Annotated in this window: 14 protein-coding genes and 1 other RNA gene; 9 read left to right on the plus strand and 6 right to left on the minus strand. The window is 71.7% G+C overall.

What is annotated here, in order from left to right:
• Nucleotides 1-63: 63 nt before the first annotated feature.
• The 5 genes from ABZ953_RS17085 to ABZ953_RS17105 form a co-directional block, all read right to left on the minus strand.
• On the minus strand, nt 64-2,322 hold the full coding sequence (locus ABZ953_RS17085) for a bifunctional glycosyltransferase family 2 protein/CDP-glycerol:glycerophosphate glycerophosphotransferase (RefSeq protein WP_361723723.1): 2,259 nt from the start codon (nt 2,320-2,322) through the stop codon (nt 64-66).
• A gap of 144 nt (nt 2,323-2,466) precedes the next feature.
• The gene (locus ABZ953_RS17090; protein WP_361723726.1) at nt 2,467-3,348 is read right to left on the minus strand and encodes a carbohydrate ABC transporter permease; all 882 of its coding nucleotides are present in this window, start codon (nt 3,346-3,348) and stop codon (nt 2,467-2,469) included.
• Nucleotides 3,345-4,661: a sugar ABC transporter permease gene (locus ABZ953_RS17095; RefSeq protein WP_361724338.1), complete on the minus strand. Its 1,317-nt coding sequence runs from the start codon at nt 4,659-4,661 to the stop codon at nt 3,345-3,347. Before ABZ953_RS17095 ends, ABZ953_RS17090 begins: the two co-directional genes overlap by 4 nt.
• A 37-nt stretch (nt 4,662-4,698) precedes the next feature.
• Nucleotides 4,699-6,093 carry an ABC transporter substrate-binding protein gene (locus ABZ953_RS17100; protein ID WP_361723729.1) on the minus strand — a complete coding sequence of 465 codons (1,395 nt, stop codon included), beginning with the start codon at nt 6,091-6,093 and terminating at the stop codon, nt 4,699-4,701.
• 209 nt (nt 6,094-6,302) lie between these two features.
• Entirely contained in the window at nt 6,303-9,728 is a 3,426-nt protein-coding gene (locus tag ABZ953_RS17105; protein WP_361723732.1) for an FHA domain-containing protein, read from the minus strand.
• A gap of 451 nt (nt 9,729-10,179) precedes the next feature.
• Here ABZ953_RS17105 and ABZ953_RS17110 point away from each other — a divergent pair, with 451 nt between their 5' ends.
• From ABZ953_RS17110 to ABZ953_RS17125, 4 genes are all read left to right on the plus strand, one after another.
• Nucleotides 10,180-11,862, plus strand: coding sequence for a serine/threonine-protein kinase (locus ABZ953_RS17110; protein ID WP_361723735.1), 1,683 nt, complete (start codon nt 10,180-10,182; stop codon nt 11,860-11,862).
• A gap of 125 nt (nt 11,863-11,987) precedes the next feature.
• Entirely contained in the window at nt 11,988-13,229 is a 1,242-nt protein-coding gene (locus ABZ953_RS17115; protein ID WP_361723738.1) for a serine/threonine-protein kinase, read from the plus strand.
• A gap of 570 nt (nt 13,230-13,799) precedes the next feature.
• A complete protein-coding gene (gene prfB, locus ABZ953_RS17120) occupies nt 13,800-14,906 on the plus strand; it encodes a peptide chain release factor 2 (RefSeq protein ID WP_361723741.1) in 1,107 nt (368 codons plus the stop codon).
• 282 nt (nt 14,907-15,188) lie between these two features.
• On the plus strand, nt 15,189-15,851 hold the full coding sequence (locus ABZ953_RS17125) for an LPXTG cell wall anchor domain-containing protein (protein ID WP_361723744.1): 663 nt from the start codon (nt 15,189-15,191) through the stop codon (nt 15,849-15,851).
• 110 nt (nt 15,852-15,961) lie between these two features.
• Here ABZ953_RS17125 and ABZ953_RS17130 read toward each other — a convergent pair whose 3' ends face one another.
• Nucleotides 15,962-16,153 carry a hypothetical protein gene (locus tag ABZ953_RS17130; RefSeq protein ID WP_361723747.1) on the minus strand — a complete coding sequence of 64 codons (192 nt, stop codon included), beginning with the start codon at nt 16,151-16,153 and terminating at the stop codon, nt 15,962-15,964.
• Nucleotides 16,154-16,401: 248 nt separating this feature from the next.
• Between ABZ953_RS17130 and ftsE the strand changes: the two genes are divergently transcribed.
• From ftsE to ssrA, 5 genes are all read left to right on the plus strand, one after another.
• A complete protein-coding gene (gene ftsE, locus ABZ953_RS17135) occupies nt 16,402-17,091 on the plus strand; it encodes a cell division ATP-binding protein FtsE (RefSeq protein WP_055569411.1) in 690 nt (229 codons plus the stop codon).
• 70 nt (nt 17,092-17,161) lie between these two features.
• Nucleotides 17,162-18,079: a permease-like cell division protein FtsX gene (gene ftsX / locus ABZ953_RS17140; RefSeq protein ID WP_361723750.1), complete on the plus strand. Its 918-nt coding sequence runs from the start codon at nt 17,162-17,164 to the stop codon at nt 18,077-18,079.
• 78 nt (nt 18,080-18,157) lie between these two features.
• Nucleotides 18,158-19,324 carry a S41 family peptidase gene (locus ABZ953_RS17145; RefSeq protein WP_361723753.1) on the plus strand — a complete coding sequence of 389 codons (1,167 nt, stop codon included), beginning with the start codon at nt 18,158-18,160 and terminating at the stop codon, nt 19,322-19,324.
• A gap of 18 nt (nt 19,325-19,342) precedes the next feature.
• Entirely contained in the window at nt 19,343-19,864 is a 522-nt protein-coding gene (gene smpB, locus ABZ953_RS17150; RefSeq protein ID WP_361723756.1) for an SsrA-binding protein SmpB, read from the plus strand.
• A gap of 133 nt (nt 19,865-19,997) precedes the next feature.
• Nucleotides 19,998-20,386, plus strand: a transfer-messenger RNA (tmRNA) gene (ssrA, locus tag ABZ953_RS17155).
• The last annotated feature ends 95 nt before the right edge of the window (nt 20,387-20,481 follow it).

The raw sequence follows: 20,481 nt of genomic DNA on the forward strand, positions 1-20,481 counted from the left end.
TCTTGCGGCGGGGCGGGGTGGCAGGGATGGCCGGGGCGTCGTCGGAGGGGCGAGCGGTACCGGTCACAGCTGCGAGACGTGCTGGAGGCCCGAGTACGGCGCCCGGTCCGGCCTCGGACCGCCCCCGGGCACGGGGTGCCGCTCCTCCAGAGGTACGGCGGACGGCAGCCCGCCCGGCTCGCCGAGGACCACATGGCGTACGACGCGCTCCGCCGCGCGCCCGTCGTCGTACGCGCAGAACCCCTCACGGAACGCCCGCCGCAGCTGCGCCGAGCGCGAGCCCGCCCAGTGCCCGCTGGTGAAGATGTCGGTGAGCTCGTCCTCGCTGCGGGCGACCGCGCCCGGCGGGAAGTCCCGCACGTCGAAGTAGGTGCCGCGGGCCGCCTCGTAGGCCTCCCAGTCGTCGGCGTGCAGCACGATGGGCCGGTCGAGGTCGGCGTAGTCGAACATCAGCGACGAGTAGTCGGTGACCAGCGCGTCGGAGGCCAGACAGAGGTCCTCCACGCTCGGGTGGTCCGAGACGTCGATGATCCGCTCCGACGGCTCCCCGACGGCCATCGGCGCGTCGTAGAGGCGGTGCGCGCGGGTCAGGAATACGAAGCGCGGGCCGAGCGCGCGCAGCATCCGGGCCAGGTCGAGGCTGTGGCGCTGGGAGCGGGCGTAGTCGCGGTGGGTCGGCGCGTACAGCACGGCGATGGCGCCGTGCGGGATGCCGAGGCTCTCCCGCAGCCGGGCGACGTCGGCCGAAGTCGCCCGCTGGAAACGGTCGTTGCGCGGAGAGCCGTATTCGAGGGTCGTGTACGAGGCGGGGAACACGCGCTCCCAGACCAGCGTGGAGTGGCGGTTGGCCGACAGGACGTAATCCCATTTGTCGGCGTTGCTCAGCAGGGTGGCGAAGTCCGTGCCGCGCGCCGCCGCCGGACGCTCCTGGAGGTCCAGGCCCATGTGCTTGAGGGGCGTGCCGTGCTGGGTCTGCACGAGGACCTGGCCGGGGCGCTTGACCAGCCTGCGGTCGAAGTTGACGTTGTTCACGAGGTACTTGGAGCGGGCGAGGGCCGTCCAGTACGCGGCCGTGCCGGGCCGCAGCCTGCGCGTCGCCGTCGGGATCGTGTGGTGGTGCCGGGGGTGGGCGATCCACGCCGTGCGCACCCCCGGCACGAGCTCGCGCATCGCGGCCTCGATGGCGCCCGGGTTGCAGCCGTAGCCGCGCCCCCAGTACGAGGAGAAGACGGCATGCTGCTCGCGCACCGGAAGCCGCAGCTGGACGCGGTAGTGCAGCTGGAGCAGGGCGCCCCTGAGGCGGCGGCGGGCGAGGGCCGCGCAGCGCCCCGCGCGCTCCCGCAGGCGCGCCGCCGCCCACACTCCCCGGTGCGTCCGGTGTGCGCCAAGGCGCGCGAGGACGTAACCCAGCCGGGTGCGCCGCGGCAGGCGGGTGCCCGGCACGCGGTGGCGCCGGTAGTGGGAACGGGCCCTGCGCAGGAACTCGGCGCGCGAGCCGCGCGGAAGCCGGTCCCGTTCGGTGAAGATCTGCGTGAGCTCCCCGGCCATGTGCCGGAACATCGGGGGCCGCCAGGCCGTGCCGAGCTCGGGACGCGCGTCGAGGAACGCGAAGATCCGGTCGTACTGGTCGAAGACGTCGAAGGGGCCGCGGCTCGTGAGGGGCGGGAGGTTGAGGTTTCCCTGACGGCGTTGACGGTGGTGCACGCAGACCCGGTCGAGGGTGGCGATGCCGCCCGCCGCCATCAGGACCGGGTACGTCCAGGGAATGTCCTCGTAGGAGCCGGGCGGGAAGGTGAAGCCCTCGCGCTCGATGAAGTCGCGGCGGTGCGCCTTGTTCCAGGCGAGGGGCGGGACCTCCAGGAGACCCGGCCGGTCGGCGAGCCGGAAGGGGGCGGCGCCCTCCTCTGAGAGGTGGCCCGCGCCCGGGTCGCGGACGGTGTCGCCCGTCCAGAAGGTCCGTGCGTGGCCGTAGACCAGGACGTCCGGTTCGTCGGTCTCCTTGAGGCGGTCGGAGATCGCGTGCAGGGAGCCGGGGGTGAGGGTGTCGTCGCCGTCAAGGAAGATCAGGTAGTCGCCGGTGGCGCGCTCCAGACCGGCGTTGCGGGCCGGGCCCGGACCGGCGTTCTCCGTGCGGCGGACGGCCGTCACGCGTGTGTCACGGGCGGCGAACTCGTCGATGATCGCGCCGCAGGCGTCCGGCGAGCAGTCGTCGACCACGATCAGCTCGAAGTCGGTGAAGGACTGCTCCAGCACGGACTCCAGGCACGCGTGCAGATACGCCCGCACCTTGTACACGGGAACGATCACACTGAACCGGGGCACGGCACATCCATGGGTCGGCGCGGGCATACTGCCCGAAACGCCGGAAGGGGTCCGCGAGTTACGCCGGGTGCCCCATACGGGGGAGAGGCCCCGTACGGGGGAGGGGGCGGCCCCGTACGGGTCGCCCCCTCTCCGCTCACGTACCTACTTCACCGCGCCCGCCATCACCCCGGACACGAACTGCCGCTGGAACGCGAAGAAGACGGCCAGCGGGATCACCATCGAGATGAAGGCGCCGGGCGCCAGGATCTGTACGTTGTCGCCGAAGAACCGCACCTGCTGCTGGAGCGCCACCGTGATCGGCGGGTTCTGCGAGTCGGCGAAGATCAGGGCGATCAGCATGTCGTTCCAGACCCACAGGAACTGGAAGATGCCGAGCGAGGCGATCGCGGGCATCCCGAGGGGCAGCACGACGCGGGCGAAGAGCCGCAGCTCGCCCGCCCCGTCGAGCCGGGCCGCCTCTAGGAGCTCGCGCGGGATCTCCGCGAAGAAGTTCCGCAGGAGGAAGATCGCGAACGGCAGGCCGAAGGCCACATGGAAGACGACCACGCCGATCGTGGTCTCGAAGATCCCGATCTCCCCGAAGAGCTTGGAGATCGGCACCAGCGCCACCTGCACCGGGACGACGAGCAGCCCGACGACGCCGATGAACCACCAGTCGCGGCCCGGGAAGTCCATCCACGCGAAGGCGTACGCGGCGAGCGCGCCGATGATCACGACGAGCAGCGTCGCGGGGACGGTGATCATGACGCTGGACAGGAGCGAGTCGGTGATCGTCTCGTCCTTCAGCAGGTTGGAGTAGTTGTCCAGCGTCATCTGCGAGGGCGCGCTGAACACCTTCCACCAGCCGCTCTCGCTCATGTCGGCGGGCGTCCGCAGCGAGCCGACGAGCAGCCCGATCGTCGGCACCAGCCAGAACAGGCCGACCAGCACGAGGAACACGCGCAGCGCGGTACCGCCAAGGGCGGAGGCGATCCGCCCGCCCACGGACTGCCTGGCCCTGACGATCTCCGTCTGGGTCGTCATCGCTGCGCCTCCCGCCTCATCCGACGAATGTTGAAGAGCATCACCGGAATCACGAGGAGGAAGAGGAGCACGGCGATCGCGCTCGCCACGCCGGAGTCCTGGTCACCGAAGGCCGAGTTGTAGAGCTGGACCGCGAGGACGTTCGCCTCGTCCTTCGAGGAGCCCGGCGGGATCACGAAGACCAGGTCGAAGATCTTCAGTACGTTGATCATGAGCGTGACGAGGACGACCGCCAGGACCGGGGCGAGCAGCGGCACCGTCACACGACGGAACACCTGCCACTCGTTGGCGCCGTCCACACGGGCCGCCTCCAGGAGCTCCCGCGGCACGCTCGCGAGCCCCGCCGCGATCAGGACCATCGCGAACCCCGCCCACATCCACAGGTAGGAACCGATGATCGCGGGCGTGATCAGGGTCGGGCCGAGCCAGTCGACGCCGTTGTACGCCTCGCGGAAGTTCGACTCCGGGAAACGCAGCAGGGCCCCGTCGGCCTCCTTGGGCAGCGCGAAGGTGCCGTCGGCGGACGCCTCGGTGGACGCCACCACCGCACCGTTCCTGACGGCCTCGATCTTGATGCCCGAGTAGCCGAACTCGGTGGCGTCGGGGGCGTTGGCCCTGCCCCGGCCCTTGCCCCGGGTGAAGTCCTGCCAGGCCGTGCCGGTGACCTTGCCCGGCTCGGCGCGCGCGGGCTCGGCGGCCTTCGCGCCGTCCGGCATCTGCTCCGGCGCCACACCCGTGAGCGGCAGCGCCACCGGGCTGCCCGCCCGCACCGGCTCCCTGGTGATGAAGGCGCCGCCGCCCGCCGACTTCAGCGGCGAGTTCATGCCGGGATGAGCCTGGGGGAACGCCGACGACTCGGCGAACGTGTCGTGCACGCTCACCGCGACCGCGTTGGCCACGCCCCGGTCGGGATCGGACTCGTACACGAGCCGGAAGATGATGCCCGCGGCGAGCATCGAGATCGCCATCGGCATGAAGATGACGAGCTTGAACGCCGTGCCCCAGCGCACCCGTTCGGTCAGCACGGCGAAGATCAGGCCGAGCGCGGTCGCCACGGTGGGCGCCACGACCAGCCAGATCGCGTTGTTCTTGATGGCGGTCCGGATGCCGTCGTCCTTGAACAGCGTCTCGTAGTTGTCGAACGCCGTGAAGTCGCCCGACTTGTCGAAGAAGCTGCGGAACAACGAGTACCCGATGGGGTAGAGGACGAGTGCGCCGAGCAGCACCAGGGCGGGCAGCAGGAACAGCACCGCCACCGCCCTGCGGGTGCCGGTCACACTCCTGCGCGAGGCCGGGGCCGGAGGCGTCACCATCGCGGGCGTGCCTCCGGCGTTCGCGGACGACATCGCGTCAGTCCTTGTAGGCCTTGGCGGCGGCTGTCTCCAGCGCCTTCTGCGTGCCCGAGATGTCCTTCGGGCTCTGCAGGAAGTCCTGCAGAGCCTTCCACTCGCCCTTGCCCGGGGTGCCGCCGAAGGACTGCGGCGCCTGGTCGGACATGTCGAAGCGGATGTCGTCACCGGCCGCCACCAGCGCCTTCGCGATGTTCCGCTGCACGTCGTTCGGGTACACCGACATGTCCAGGCTCTTGTTCGGCGAGATGAAACCGCCCGCCTCGGCCCAGATCTTCGCCGAGTCCGGCGAGCCCAGGAACGTCAGGAGCGCCTGCGCGCCCTTGCTGTCCTTCAGCGCGACCGCGGCGTCACCGCCGACCACGGCGGGGGACTCGGCGCCGACCGCCGGGAAGGGGAACACCTTGGCGTCCGTGCCCACCTTGGCCTTCGTCTCCGAGATCGCGAGGGAGACCATGTCGCCCTCGAAGACCATGCCCGCCTTGGGCTGGTCGCCGCCCCGGAACGTCTGCTTCACGGAGGCGGGGAACTCGGTCTGCAGCGCGCCGCTCGCGCCGCCCGCCACGAAGCCCTTCTTCCCGAACAGCTCGCCGAGCGTGATCAGCGCATTCCTGACGGACAGGTCCGTCCACTCGATCTTGTGGGCGGCCAGCTGGTCGTACTTCTCCGGGCCCGCCTGCGAGAGGTAGATGTTCTCGAACCAGTCGGTGAGCGTCCACGCCTCCGCGCCCGCCACGGACACCGGCGGCACCCCGGAGTCGTAGATGGTCTGCGCGGTCTTCATGAAGTCGTCCCAGGTCTTGGGCACACTCACGCCCGCGTTCTCGAAGACCCGCGTGTTGTACCAGACAAGGGACTTGTTGGCGGCCTTGAAGTACACGCCGTACTGCTTGCCGTCGACGGCCCCGAGCTCCTGCCAGCCCTTGGCGTAGTTCTTGTCGAGCTGCTTCTGCGCCTCGGGGCCGACCGGCTTGGCCCACTTGTTCGCCACGGCCTGCTCGATCGCGCCGACCTGCGGCAGCATCGCGACGTCCGGCGGCTGCCCGCCCGCCACCTTCGACTCCAGGAAGCTGATGATGGGGTCCTGCGCGGGCACGAAGGAGACCTTGGCGCCCGTCCTCTTCTCGAACTCGTCGAGAACCTTCAGGAACACCTTGCGCTCCGCGCCGCCCCAGACGGCGGACACGGAGATGCTCTCCCCGTCCAGCTTGGGCAGTTGGAGCGCGTTCTTGGTGTCCTTCCCGCCGTTCCCGCCCTTGTCCGCGTCGTCCTTGTCGTCGTCCCCGCCGCACGCGGTGACGGTGAACGCGAGCGCGCCCGCGACGACGGCGGAGGCGATCCTGACGGTGGTACGCCGATGTAGCCGTGCCCTGCGTGTACGAAGAGTGCTGCGCATCACTGCCCCGTTCTCTTCCCTGGCGAGTCCCGTGCGGTCTGGTCTACGCCCGCGCGGGGAGGGGCGGCAAGATGGCCTGCGGTGTCAACTCGCTTATCGTGATGGCGTTGTGACAGGCCGTCCATGCCGCGGACAGAGCCGGACCGCGGCGTGGACAGGGCCAGACCGCAGCGCGGACAGGGCCGGACCGCAGCGTGGACCGGGCCGGATCACAGCAGGGACGACACCTCTTCCGCCGAGACGGACCGCGCCGCACGCTCCAACGCGCTGGCGAGCAGGGCCAGATCGGTGGGCCCGTTCCCCAACTCCCGTACGGGCCGCCGGGCCGGTGGATCGCCCATCCGCTCCCACTCCAGGGGTACGACGGTGGGGCGCAACGTCGCCGTACGGGGGATGCGGCCCGTCACCCGGCCCGCCTGGAACGCGGTCGCCCGCCCGTCGGGCGAGCGCAGCTCACCCCGCCCCGGCGCCGGCTCCTCAGGACCCGGCGCCACCGCGTCGAGGACCACCCGCAGCGACGCCCGCTGGCCGAGCTCCGTCTCCCACACCCGCTCACTGCGGGCCGTCGCCGCCACGAGATGCACCCCGAGCCGCTCGCCGTCCCGCGCGACGGCTTCAAGAGCGCGCACGACCGACCCGGCGGCGGGCCGCCCCGGCGAGCCGAGCGCGGGCGAGAGCAGCGCGTCGAAGTCGTCGACGAGGACCACGAGCCGGGGCAGCGGCGGCCCCGGCTCCACCCGCTGCCGCGCCCCGACGGGCCGCAGCCGCATCGTGGCGCTGGGCGGCGGATCCAGGTCGCCGTCGGACAGCTGGGCGGGCACGGAGGCGGCGCCCACGGCATCGTCCCCGGATGCGGCAGTGGACGACTGGGTGCGCTGCGCCACCATCCGCCCCGAGACCTCCCGCTGCGTGTGCCACTCGGTGAACCCGAGCCTGCCGAGCAGTTCGGCCCGCCGCTTCAGCTCGGCGGCCAGGGACTGGGCGAACTCCCGCATCCGTACGGGGTCGTTGGTGACGAGGTGGGTCGTGACGTGCGGCAGGTCCGTGCAGACGCCGAGCCCCGCGCCCTGCCGCGCCGCGGTCCCGCCCGCGCCGACGCCGTCCCGCCCGTCGACGAGGACGATGCCGAGGCGGTCGGGGCGCTCGGCGGCGGCCAGGGACGCCGCGATGGACCGCAGCAGTTCCGTACGGCCGCTGCCCGCGGGGCCCTCGGCGAGCAGGTGCGGGCCGTCGGTGGCGAGGTCCGCGACGACAGGACCACGCGGACCCGCGCCGAGCACCGCGAGAGCGCGCCCGCCGAGCGCGTCGGGGTCGTCGGCCGCCGCCGCCCACCGTGCCATCAGGGAGGCGGGTGTGGCCCTCGCGAGCCCCAACTCGTCAAGGAGCCGGGCGGCCTGGGGCAGCGGCGCGGACACGCGCGTGTGCCCCTCGCCCGCCGTGCCGTCCGTGCGCAGCGGCGCCAGGGCCCGCGCGAACCGCTCGGCCCAGGCGCCCGACACCGCGTCCACGGCCGCCACGGTGCCGTGCCCCGCCGGGCGCCCGCCCGCCGTCCGCATCAGCCGCAGCGCGGTCGCCACGTCACCGCTGAGCAGCGCCGCGGCACCGCACGCGCGAAAGGGAGGCGACACCGAACAGGCCGCCTCGTACGTGTCGAGGACCGGGGACGCGGGCGAGGCCGCCACCGTCTCGGCGAGGCACACGACGTGAATACCTGCGCGCGCCCCCTCGCCCGCGAGCCGCACGGTCGCCTCGCGCAGCCCGGCGGCTCCGGGGTCGCCGTCGACCACGACGACCGTACGGGCACCGGCCTCGTCGCCGCCGTCGGCGATGCGGTCGTCGAGGCGCCTGATCAGCTCGTCCGTACGGGCCGCGGCCTGGTCGCGGTCGAAGGCGAGGAGCAGTCGGCAGTCCTGGCCGTGCGTGGGCCGCAGATGGGGAAGCCAGCCGAGCCAGGCCCACTCGGCGGTGCGCTCGGCCACCGGGCGCGCCCGGTCCGTGCTGATCAGCACGATCTCCAGGGAGTCGGGGGAGTGCAGCGCGGCGAGCTGGGCGATGACCGCGCGGGCCAGGCCGGTCAGCCGGTCCCGTGGCCCGGCCAGGCCAAGCGAGCCCGCCTCCCGCAGGCCGACCGTGACGGGCACGGCGGGCAGCAGCTCCTCCCGTCCTTCGGCGCCGGGCAGCGTGCGGTCGACCGTGCCGAGCCGGACCGCGAGCGCCTCCGGGTGGCCGGGGGCGCGCTCCCAGAGGCGGGGGCCCGGACCGAGCGCCGTGAGCAGCAGGGCGGCGGGATCGGGCCACGACTCGGGCGTACGGGCGGCCGCGGCCACCGCGAGCTCCTCCGGGGAGGGGGCCTGCGGGCCGTCGCCGGGCCCGCCGTCCGCGTACGCCCCGCCGCGGTCCTCGGGCCCCTCGTGCTCGTCGTGGCGGTCGTACACGTCGTACATGTCGTACGCGTCGGCCCGGCCACCGTCGCGGCCCCCGGTCAGGCGGCGGGCCCAGGCGGAGAGGCCGCCGCGCTTGCGCAGGCGCGGCGGGACGGTCGTCCCGCGCGGGGGTGTGCCGAGCCGGGTCCGCTCCGCGTCGGGGGCGCCGGCCTGCTGCGGCACGACGGGGGTGTCGGCGCGGGGCGTGCCGTAGGCATCGGCGCCGGGGCTGTTCCCGTACGCGCCGGGTCCGGACCCGTTCCCGTACGCGCCGGACCCGTTCCCGTACGCACCCGGTGCGCCGTATGTTCCGTCCGCGCCGGTCGGGCCGTGCGTTCCGTGCGTTCCGTCCGGGCCGGTCGGGCCGTGCGGGCCGTGCGTTCCGTCCGCGCCGGTGGTCCGGTCGGACGTCCCGTGCCCGCCGGGGCCGCCCGTGGCTCCCCAGGCCGCCGACCCGTACGCGTGGTGGGTGGGGCCGCTCTGCGGGGTGCCCGCCGCCTCGCCGGGGGCGGGCTGTCCCGTGCCCGCGGGCCGCCGCACGCGCACGTGACCCTCGCCGTCCGGGGCCGTCGGGAGCGTGCCGCCCGCGGCGGGCGCCGGGCCGCCCCTGCCGTCGGTGAGGCGGAGCGCGGACTCGCCGATCCGCAGCATGGAGCCGGGGGAGAGGCCCGTGGGGCGGCCGGAGACCTCCCGGCCGTCCACCGCGGTGCCGTTCGTCGAGCCCAGGTCCGTGACCGTGACCCGGCCGTCCTGGGCGAGCGTGACCGAGCAGTGCAGCCGGGAGACGTCCGGGTCGTCGAGGGCGACGTCCGCGTCGGCGGAGCGGCCCACCTGGATCCGGCCGCCGTGCAGCAGATGGACACCGCCCGCGTCCGGCCCCGCGACCACGTGCAACTGGGCCGCCGCACCGGCCAGTTCGGGCCCCGGCTCGGCGGGGGCGCCCAGCGAGAGCACCGCTCCGTCGATCAAGGGGGGCTCGCCGAGCGTGCAGCGCTGGGCGTCCAGGCGCTCCGGGCCCGCGTACAGGACGAGGGGCGCGTCGGTGCCCGCCACGGCCGTGGCGAGGCCCGAGGCCACCGCGGCGAGCGCGGTTCCCGCGGGGGCGGTGACCAGGACGTCGCAGGCGCCGGGGGCCCCGGTCGACGTCACGGGGCGGCCTTGCTGCTCGGTCTGGCCGCTGCGCGGCCCGAGGACGGTCAGCCGGATCTGCATCGCCGTCAGCGGTCCCTTCTGCGCTGGGCGCCCGGCACGGGGACACGCGCTGTGATTCCCCCCACCGCACACGGGCACGTCGGCCAGTACTGGAGGCATCCTCGCACTTGCCACCGACAACACGCCCGGCGGCCACCCGTAAGTGATCTTGATTGGTCGGCTCTGCTCGGAAAAGTGCCTGCTTGGACCGTTGGGGACAGGTGTGAGGGATATCCGGCAGAGGTCAATTCAGGACCACTCGGCAACCAATGGCCACGGGCGCGCGTCTTTCCACCGAACAGCGATCCGGAACGCCCCGAAAAGAAAAGGCCGGGCGGAATCCGACCCGTCGGCGCTCGGTTCGGCGGCATTACAGTGGGTCGGAACACCTTCGGACAGACACCTTCGGACAGACCCCCGGACAGAACCAGCGTCCGGACGGGACCAGCCAGACCAGCAGGGAGCGCATGACGTGCGGCCGGTAGGCAGCAAGTACCTGCTCGAGGAGCCGCTCGGGCGCGGCGCCACGGGCACCGTCTGGCGAGCCCGCCAGCGGGAGACCGCGGGTGCCGAGGCGGCCGTTCCCGGCCAGCCCGGCGAGACCGTCGCGATCAAGGTTCTCAAGGAAGAGCTCGCCAACGACGCGGACGTCGTGATGCGCTTCCTCAGGGAGCGGTCCGTCCTGCTCAGGCTGACCCACGAGAACATCGTCAGGACCCGCGACCTGGTCGTCGAGGGCGATCTGCTCGCCCTGGTCATGGACCTGGTCGAGGGCCCCGACCTGCACCGCTACCTCCGCGAGAACGGCCCGTTCACGCCGGTCGCGGCGGCCCTGCTCACCGCCCAGATCGCCGACGCGCTCGCCGCGAGCCACGCCGACGGCGTCGTGCACCGCGACCTGAAGCCCGCGAACGTCCTGCTCAAGCAGGACGGCGGGGGCATGCACCCGATGCTCACCGACTTCGGCATCGCGCGCCTCGCGGACTCCCCGGGCCTGACCCGCACCCACGAGTTCGTCGGCACGCCCGCGTACGTCGCGCCGGAGTCCGCCGAGGGCCGCCCGCAGACCAGCGCCGTGGACATCTACGGCGCGGGCATCCTGCTGTACGAGCTGGTCACCGGGCGTCCGCCGTTCTCCGGCGGCTCCGCCCTCGAAGTCCTGCACCAGCACCTCAGCGCCGAGCCGCGCCGCCCCTCGACCGTTCCGGGCCCGCTGTGGACGGTCATCGAGCGCTGCCTCGACAAGAACCCGGACCGCCGGCCGAGCGCCGAGAACCTGGCCCGCGCCCTGCGCGCCGTCGCCGAGGGCGTCGGCGTGCACTCCACCCCGGCGCAGATCGCCGCGGCGGAGGGCGTCGGGGCCCTGCTCATGCCGGACCCGGCACCGGCGCACGTGCCGGAGACCCCGGGCGCGGCCGACCCCACGCAGGTGCTGCCGAACAACGCGGGCTCGTACGACCCGGCCGCGCCGACCAGCGTCATGCGGAGCACCGGCGGTCACGGACCGGGCTCCCCGGACGCCGACCCGACGTCCGTGCTGCCCACCGGCCCCGGCGCCGCCGACCCGACCGCGGTCATGCCGCCCGTCCCGCCGAACGGACCCGGCGGCGACCCGAACGACCCGCACCCCTGGCAGAACCAGATGCGGGCGGCCCGCGACCGCAACGAACAGACCCAGTACCAGGCGCACCTGGACCCGAACGACGACCCGCTGCGCCGCCGCCCCCAGCGCCAGGTGGCCCGCCCCCAGCAGCCGCCGCAGCAGCAGCGCCCCCAGCAGTACGCGCCGCAGCAGCCGCGCGGACAACGGCCGCAGCAGTACGCCCCCGCGCCTCAGCAGCACCAACCCCAGCACCAACCCCAGTACCAGCCCCAGCAGTACTCCGCGCCCCCGCAGGCGCCGCAGCCCGCCCCGACGCCCACGCGCGAGCCGCGGCAGCCGCGCCAGCGCAGCGCCAACCCGATGAAGATCCCGGGTCTCGGCTGCCTCAAGGGCTGCCTGTTCACGATCCTCATCCTCTTCGTCGTGAGCTGGCTGGTCTGGGAGTTCAGCCCGCTCCAGGACTGGATCGGCACGACGAAGAGCTTCTGGGGCCAGCTCGGTGACGCGTACGACAAGGTCAGCGAGTGGGCCGGGAAGATCAACGGCAACTAGCGGCCACAATCCCCGGACGACTTCGGGGATTTGTCGACATCTGCAGAGTGATTTCTGCTCCCGGAGTGAAGGTTGGCGGCAAGGCCGCGTAGTTTTGTCGCCAACACGCATCCGTAGGAGCAGTCTTGACGCGCAAGATCGGCAGCCGGTACACCGCCCACCAGATCCTGGGCCGTGGCAGCGCCGGCACGGTGTGGCTCGGTGACGGCCCCGAGGGCCCCGTCGCCATCAAGCTGCTGCGCGAGGACCTGGCCTCCGACCAGGAACTCGTCGGCCGCTTCGTCCAGGAGCGCACGGCTCTGCTCAGTCTCGACCACGCGCGCGTGGTGGGCGTCCACGACCTCGTGGTCGACGGCAACGACCTGGCCCTGGTCATGGACCTCGTCCGCGGCACGGATCTGCGCACCCGTCTGGAGCGCGAGCGGCGCCTCGCCCCGGAGGCCGCCGTCGCCATCGCCGCGGACGTCGCCGACGGCCTCGCCGCCGCGCACGCCGCGGGCATCGTCCACCGTGACGTCAAGCCCGAGAACGTCCTCCTGGACATGCAGGGCCCCCTCGGACCCGGCGGCGCCCACCCGGCCCTCCTCACGGACTTCGGCGTCGCCAAGCTGATCGACTCCCCGCGCCGCACCCGCGCTACGAAGATCATCGGCACCCCGGACTACCTCGCCCCCGAGATCATCGAGGGCCTGCCGCCGCGCGCCGCCGTCGACATCTACGCGCTGGCCACCGTCCTGTACGAACTCCTCGCGGGCTTCACACCGTTCGGTGGCGGGCACCCCGGGGCGGTCCTGCGCCGCCACGTCACCGAGACGGTGGTCCCGCTCCCCGGTATCCCCGAGGAGCTCTGGCAGCTCCTCGTCCAGTGCCTGGCGAAGGCGCCCGCGTCCCGGCTGCGCGCCTCCGAGCTGGCCGCGCGCCTGCGGGAGCTGCTGCCGCTGGTCGCGGGGATGCCGCCGCTGGACGTCGACGAACCGGACACGGAGTCCTCGCAGGCCGAGGAGGCGTACGAGGACTCCGCCCCCGAGCCGCGCGAGAGCGCTCCCCGGCGGGGTGCGGTCCCTCTCGTACCGGGTTCGGCCTCCGCCGGGTCCAACCGCGACACCCACACGTCGATGCGGGTGCCCGGCCCCGACGAGCTGGCCGGCGGCGCCCGCGGGACGGCTCGCGCGCCGCGCGCCGCCGGTACGGCACGGCCCGGCTCCGCCAAGCACCGGGCCTCGGCGCGGCGGCGGCGGATCACGTTGGGGGTGGCGGGGGTGGTCCTCGTCGCCGCGGCGGGCATCGGTACGTGGGCCGCGACGAGCGGCGACGACCCGGACACGCCCCCGTCGGAGCCGAGCGACTCGGCTCCCCGGACCCCCTGACCCAGCCGCGGCTGCCCGCGGGCGAGTGCGCGGGGCCTCCGTCGCGTCTCCGCCTGCGGGCGGTGGGGGTTGCCCGCGCAGTTCCCCGCGCCCCTGACACCCTCCACTCCGCCGCCCTCGCCTGCAGGCGCGCGCTGGTTGCTCGCGCAGTTCCCCGCGCCCCTGGGTGGCCCACCTCATCCCGCACCGAAGGCGCCCCGTAAGGGGCGCGGGGAACTGCGCGACCAGCCCATGACGGCCCGCAGGCAAAGGCGGTCGGACGACGGCCCGAGCCGCAGGTGCCCTCTCAGGGGCGCGGGGAACTGCGCGACCGGCCCCCACCGCCCGCAGGCACGTGCGGACGGAAGCGCCCCCCACCCCCACCGCCCCGCCCCGCCCCGCCCCCACGGCCCGCAGGCAGAGGCGGTCGGACGTCGGCTCGAGCCGCAGGTGCCGCCCTCTCAGGGGCGCGGGGAACTGCGCGACCGGCCCCCACCGCCCGCAGGCACGTGCGGACGGAAGCGCCCCCCACCCCCACCGCCCCGCCCCCGCGAGGACCGTCCCGCTTGCCGTAACCGTTACGCTGGAGTCGTGGCAGTCGTCGATGTATCCGAAGAGCTCAAGTCCCTCTCCTCGACCATGGAGTCGATCGAGGCCGTCCTGGACCTCGACAAGATGAGGGCCGATATCGCCGTGCTCGAGGAGCAGGCGGCCGCACCGTCCCTCTGGGACGACCCGGATGCGGCGCAGAAGATCACCAGCAAGCTGAGCCACCTCCAGGCGGAGGTCAGGAAGGCCGAGGCGCTGCGTGGGCGCATCGACGACCTCGGCGTGCTGTTCGAGATGGCCGAGGAGGAGGACGACCCGGACACCCGCGCCGAGGCGGAGACCGAGCTCGGGTCCGTCAAGAAGGCGCTGGACGAGATGGAGGTGAGGACCCTCCTCTCCGGTGAGTACGACTCCCGCGAGGCCGTCGTCACCATCCGCGCGGAGGCCGGCGGCGTCGACGCCTCCGACTTCGCCGAGAAGCTGCAGCGCATGTACCTGCGCTGGGCCGAGCGCCACGGCTACAAGACGGAGCTCTACGAGACGTCGTACGCGGAAGAGGCCGGCATCAAGTCGACCACCTTCGCCGTCAACGTCCCGTACGCCTACGGAACGCTCTCCGTCGAGCAGGGCACCCACCGCCTCGTCCGCATCTCGCCCTTCGACAACCAGGGCCGCCGCCAGACCTCCTTCGCGGGCGTCGAGATCCTCCCCGTGGTCGAGCAGACCGACCACATCGAGATCGACGAGAGCGAACTGCGCATCGACGTGTACCGCTCCTCGGGCCCCGGCGGCCAGGGCGTCAACACGACCGACTCCGCGGTCCGCCTGACCCACCTGCCGACCGGCATCGTCGTCTCCTGTCAGAACGAGCGCTCGCAGATCCAGAACAAGGCGACCGCGATGAACGTCCTCCAGGCGAAGCTCCTCGAGCGTCGCCGCCAGGAGGAGCAGGCGAAGATGAACGCGCTCAAGGGCGACGGCGGCAACTCCTGGGGCAACCAGATGCGTTCGTACGTCCTGCACCCGTACCAAATGGTGAAGGACCTGCGGACGGAGTGTGAAGTCGGCAATCCCGAGTCCGTCTTCAACGGCGAGATCGACGGTTTCCTTGAAGCCGGAATTCGCTGGCGCAAGCAGCAGGAGAAGTAAAAGCCGCCGAGAACGGCTTTATCGACAAGGCAACTGCCGCCCAAGAGGCGGCAGTTGCCTTTTACGTCACAGTCACATCTCCGTAGGACGGTCAACTACCCCGATATCGGACATCGCGCCCGCAACGACCTTGACGCTGCTGTGAAAAGTGGAAAGGCTAGCGCGCGGCATGCGTATTCCTGGGGCGCGTGGGAACCGTGGGGGCTGATCGAAATCGCCCCCGGCGGACGCGGCCCCGGACGCTGCCTCACTGACACTTGAGCTACTGGGGGTAGCAGCCAGATGACAAAGAAGACGCGGATCCGTGTCGCGCGGATAGCCGCCGGCGCCGTGATCGCCGCCGGTGCCTCGCTGACCGCCGCGGGTGCCGCCTCGGCGCTCGACGTCGGTGTCGACCTCGGCGGTGTGGGCGTCGGCGCGCACGCCGACGACAGCGGCGTCGGCGTGGACGTGGACGTGCAGCCGGGAGACGAGCCCACGTCGATCCCGAATGAGCCGACGGACGAGCCGACCGAGCCCACCAGCGAGCCCACCGACCCGGAGGAGCCGACGGACGAGCCGACCGAGCCCACCGAGGACCCGGAGCCGACGGAGCCCACCACCGACCCGACCGAACCCACCACGGACCCGACCGACCCGGGCAACGGTGACGGCGGCGACAACGGCAACGGTGGCGGCCACGGCGGCAACGACACCGACCCCGACGGCGGCGCCGCCCCCGTCGAGCAGGGCAAGGGCAAGGACAGCCTGTCCGACACCGGCTCCAAGCCGGTCGAGCAGGGTGGCAGCAACGCCGCCCAGGCGTCCGACAAGGGCGGCGAGCTCGCCGAGACCGGCGCCGCCGAGACCACGTTCCTGCTGATCGGTGCCGCGACGATGATCGCCGGCGGCATCGGCTTCCGCTTCCTGCCGCGTCTCGTCGGCAACCGCGGCGCCGCTGCCTGACTCAGGCGGTGACGTACGCCACGTACGGGTGCGTCACGTACGTGTGAAAGAAGGGCCCGGAGCTTCGCGAAGCTCCGGGCCCTTCCGCGCTGCCTCCGGTGCTGCTACTGCTACGCGGTCTGGTGCGCGAGGAGCGCGACCGCGGCGATCAGCACGACGAGCAGCGCTATCAGTGCCGCGGGGTTGAGCCCGGCGAAGGGCCCTTCCTGCTGCATGCGCTCGCGATTGACCCGGCACACGGGGCAGCGGCCTTCACTCACGGGCGCTGCGCAGTTCGCGCACACCAACCGATCCAGGGTCATGCGCTTCTCCTCCCGCACAGTCTCAGCCTGCCCAACGCTGGGGGGAACTCAATCGTTCCCCCTACCACTGTGCCAGCTTCCGCGGATTTCGGCGCGGCCCGCCGCCTCTCGGCCTCTCGACGGGTTACGACGGATCCGTACCCCCGTACTTCCGAGACAATCCGCGCAACTCAGGACGCCGACTGCGCTCGTGCGCCGGGTTCGCGTAGGGTCACGCTCACCTACCCCCGGCAACCCGTGGTGCATCCGTGATCCGATTCGACAACGTCTCCAAGGCCTATCCGAAGCAGACCCGCCCCGCGCTCAGGGACGTCTCCCTCGAGATCGAGAAGGGCGAGTTCGTCTTCCTGGTGGGCTCCTCCGGCTCCGGAAAGTCCACTTTCCTGCGGCTCGTCCTGCGTGAGGAGCGCACCAGCCACGGCCAGGTGCACGTCCTCGGCAAGGACCTCGCGCGCCTGTCCAACTGGAAGGTGCCGCACATGCGCCGCCAGCTCGGCACCGTCTTCCAGGACTTCCGCCTCCTGCCCAACAAGACCGTCGGCGAGAACGTGGCCTTCGCGCAGGAGGTCATCGGCAAGTCCCGCGGCGAGATCCGCAAGTCCGTGCCCCAGGTCCTCGATCTCGTGGGCCTCGGCGGCAAGGAGGACCGGATGCCCGGCGAGCTCTCCGGCGGTGAGCAGCAACGCGTCGCGATCGCGCGCGCGTTCGTCAACCGCCCCAAGCTCCTCATCGCCGACGAGCCGACCGGCAACCTCGACCCGCAGACGTCCGTCGGCATCATGAAGCTGCTCGACCGGATCAACCGGACCGGCACCACCGTCGTGATGGCCACCCACGACCAGCAGATCGTGGACCAGATGCGCAAGCGGGTCATCGAGCTGGAGAAGGGCCGTCTCGTCCGCGACCAGTCGCGCGGCGTCTACGGCTACCAGCACTGACGGTCCCGTCTCCCCGACGGCCCCGTCCCGCTCGTACCGTCTGATCCACCTGATCCACTGAAAGGCCGCCATGCGCGCCCAGTTCGTCCTGTCGGAGATCGGCGTCGGTCTCCGCCGGAACCTCACGATGACCTTCGCGGTCGTCGTCTCCGTAGCGCTTTCGCTCGCCCTGTTCGGCGGTTCGCTGCTCATGCGCGACCAGGTGAGCACGATGAAGGGCTACTGGTACGACAAGGTCAACGTCTCGATCTTCCTGTGCAACAAGGCCGACGCCGAGCAGGACCCCAAGTGCGCCAAGGGCGCCGTCACGAACGAGCAGAAGGACCAGATCCTCTCCGATCTGAAGAAGATGCCCGTCGTGGACAAGGTCCAGCACGAGTCGGCGGACGAGGCGTACAAGCACTACAAGGAGCAGTTCGGCGACTCCCCGCTGTCCAGCTCGCTCACGCCGGACCAGATGCAGGAGTCGTTCCGCATCAAGCTGAAGGACCCGGAGAAGTACCAGGTGGTCGCGACCGCCTTCTCCGGGCGTGACGGCGTGCAGGCCGTGCAGGACCAGAAGGGCTATCTGGACAACCTCTTCGGGCTCCTGAACGGCATGAACTGGGCGGCCGTGGCGGTGATGGCGCTGATGCTCGTCGTCGCGCTGATGCTGATCGTCAACACCGTGCGCGTATCGGCGTTCAGCCGCAGACGCGAGACCGGCATCATGCGGCTCGTCGGCGCGTCCAGCTTCTACATCCAGATGCCGTTCATCATGGAGGCCGCGGTCGCCGGCCTCATCGGCGGCGGTCTCGCCTGCGGAATGCTGTTGATCGGCCGGTACTTCATGATCGACCACGGTCTCGAACTCTCCGAGAAGATCAACCTGATCAACTTCATCGGCTGGGACGCGGTCCTGGCCAAGCTGCCGCTGGTCCTCGCGATCGGCCTTCTGATGCCCGCGCTTGCCGCGTTCTTCGCGTTGCGCAAGTACCTGAAGGTGTGACAAGAGCCCTCAGCGTGTCCGGGCGTCGTGCGGTTCAACCCACCGTACGGCGCCCTCCGTTGTCCTAGACTCACCGTCATGTCAGGCCTCGACCGGTTCGCCGACCGGTTCTCCCCGCCCCGCCGCATCCGCCGCGGGGCGACCCTGACATTGGTCTTCGTGAGCGTCCTCGCCACCGGAGCCGCCACCGGCTCCTGGAGCGGCGCCGCGGACGACGGCCGGAACACGCCACCTCCCCCAGTGCGCTCGGGCACCGCCGAGCAAGCCGCGGACGCGGCCGCCGAGGCCATGGCCGACGGCAAGTCCGGCAAGAAGGCCGCCGAGGAAGCGGTCAGCCGCAGCGGGGACCGCTGGGGCTCGGTCTACTCCTCGGGGGAGTACCAGGAATTCGAGAAGGCCCTCGGCGGCGGGTACACGGGCGTCGGCCTGTGGGCCCGGCGCACGGCCGGCGGACTCATCGAGGTGTCCCGGGTCCAGCGGGGCGGGCCCGCGGACCGGGCCGGGCTCCGCGAGGGCGACCGGCTGCGCTCCGTGGACGGCGAGCGCGTCACCGGCCGGCCCGTCACCGAGGTCCTCGCCCTGCTGCGCGGCGACCGGGCGGGCACCCCGGTGGTCCTCGGCATGGAGCACGCCACGCGCGCGTGGCGGGTGACGCTGCACAGGGCCCACCTCTCCACGGACCCCGTCACGGTCAGCAAGCTGCCCAGCGGGGCCGTCCTGATCAAGGTCGCGGCGTTCACCAAGGGCTCCGGAGAGGATGTGCGGGCCGCGGTGCGCACGGCCCCCGAGGGCGCCGGGATACTGCTCGACCTGCGCGGCAACTCCGGAGGCCTGGTGTCGGAGGCGGTCACTGCCGCGTCCGCCCTTGTCGACGGCGGCCTGGTCGCCACGTACGACGTGCGCGGGGAGCAGAAGGCGCTGCACGCCCCGCGGGGCGGTGACACGGTCAGACCCGTGGTCGCGCTCGTCGACGGCGGCACGATGAGCGCGGCCGAGCTCCTCACGGGCGCCCTGCAGGACCGCGGCCGCGCGGTCGTGGTGGGATCGAGGACCTTCGGCAAGGGGTCGGTCCAGATGCCGAGCCGCCTGCCCGACGGATCGGTCGCCGAGCTGACCGTCGGCCACTACCGCACTCCCTCGGGGCGCGCGGTCGACGGCCGGGGCATCACACCGGACCTGGAGGCCGAGGCGGGGGCCGAGAAGCGGGCCGAGACAGTATTGACTGGCCTCGGACCCCCCTCGTAGTGCGAAAATGGCCGCACTATGGCGAAGGAAAAGGTAAAGCGCAAGGCCGCGAAGGCCGCTGAGAAGGCCCCTGCCCGGAAGATGGTCGCGCAGAACAAGAAGGCGCGGCACGACTACCACATCCTGGACACCTACGAGTGCGGCCTGGTGCTGATGGGCACCGAGGTCAAGTCGCTGCGGATGGGCCGGGCCTCCCTGGTGGACGGCTTCGTGCACATCGACGGCGGCGAGGCGTGGCTGCACAACATCCACGTCCCGGAGTACGTCCAGGGGACCTGGACCAACCACTCCGCCACGCGGAAGCGCAAGCTTCTGCTGCACCGCGCCGAGATCGACAAGCTGGAGTCCAAGTCGCAGGAGACGGGTCACACGATCGTGCCCCTCGCCCTGTACTTCAAGGACAGCCGGGTCAAGGTCGAGATCGCGCTGGCCAAGGGCAAGAAGGAGTACGACAAGCGGCAGACCCTCCGCGAGAAGCAGGACACGAGGGAGACGAGCCGCGCGGTCTCGGAGGTGCGCCGCCGACAGGGCATCGCCTAGCCCGGCCCACCCGACAGGAATAGGCTGGCACCGTCGTACGTTGGTCACGTACGATGGGTCATGCCCCGCCAGTGACGGGGCGCCCGGATCGGAAGATCGAAAGATCCACAGATCCACCTTGAAAAATCAACATGGGGATGATCGGTTTCGACAGCGGATGTCGAAGCAGGGGAAGCGAGCCGAGGAAGCGACAATGATCTCGTAAACCATATGTCGCAACCAATAATCGCCAATTCCAAGAGCGATTCCCAGTCCTTCGCCCTCGCTGCTTAATTAGCAGTGAGTGAAGGACCCTTAATGGGTGTCAGCCCGGGGGTGTTCCCGACCCGGACCCTGGCATAATCTAGGGGACTAAACCATCGAATCCGGTCACGGGGTTCGATGGGAAATCAAACAGTGACTGGGCCCGTCGGAGACTTGTTCGCGAGATCTCCGGGGCCGAGAAAATCGCAGCGAACTGCGCTCGGAGAAGCCCTGATTCTGCACCGTTGGACGCGGGTTCGATTCCCGCCATCTCCACAATTCCCATGTGCGGCGAAAGCCCTCCGGCCCTCGGGCCGGGGGGCTTTTTCCATGGGACCCCGCGCCAGATCCCCGCGCCGCCTTCCGGAGCGGGG

Source organism: Streptomyces sp. NPDC046465 (assembly GCF_040646035.1).
Taxonomy (GTDB): domain Bacteria; phylum Actinomycetota; class Actinomycetes; order Streptomycetales; family Streptomycetaceae; genus Streptomyces.

Coding starts and splice junctions, on each gene's coding strand:
- smpB (WP_361723756.1), top strand. CDS start 19,343: ATGGCGAAGGAAAAGGTAAAGCGCAAGGCCGCGAAGGCCGCTGAGAAG.
- ABZ953_RS17100 (WP_361723729.1), bottom strand. CDS start 6,093: ATGCGCAGCACTCTTCGTACACGCAGGGCACGGCTACATCGGCGTACC.
- ftsX (WP_361723750.1), top strand. CDS start 17,162: ATGCGCGCCCAGTTCGTCCTGTCGGAGATCGGCGTCGGTCTCCGCCGG.
- ABZ953_RS17130 (WP_361723747.1), bottom strand. CDS start 16,153: ATGACCCTGGATCGGTTGGTGTGCGCGAACTGCGCAGCGCCCGTGAGT.
- ABZ953_RS17105 (WP_361723732.1), bottom strand. CDS start 9,728: ATGCAGATCCGGCTGACCGTCCTCGGGCCGCGCAGCGGCCAGACCGAG.
- ABZ953_RS17095 (WP_361724338.1), bottom strand. CDS start 4,661: ATGGTGACGCCTCCGGCCCCGGCCTCGCGCAGGAGTGTGACCGGCACC.
- ABZ953_RS17125 (WP_361723744.1), top strand. CDS start 15,189: ATGACAAAGAAGACGCGGATCCGTGTCGCGCGGATAGCCGCCGGCGCC.
- ABZ953_RS17090 (WP_361723726.1), bottom strand. CDS start 3,348: ATGACGACCCAGACGGAGATCGTCAGGGCCAGGCAGTCCGTGGGCGGG.
- ABZ953_RS17145 (WP_361723753.1), top strand. CDS start 18,158: ATGTCAGGCCTCGACCGGTTCGCCGACCGGTTCTCCCCGCCCCGCCGC.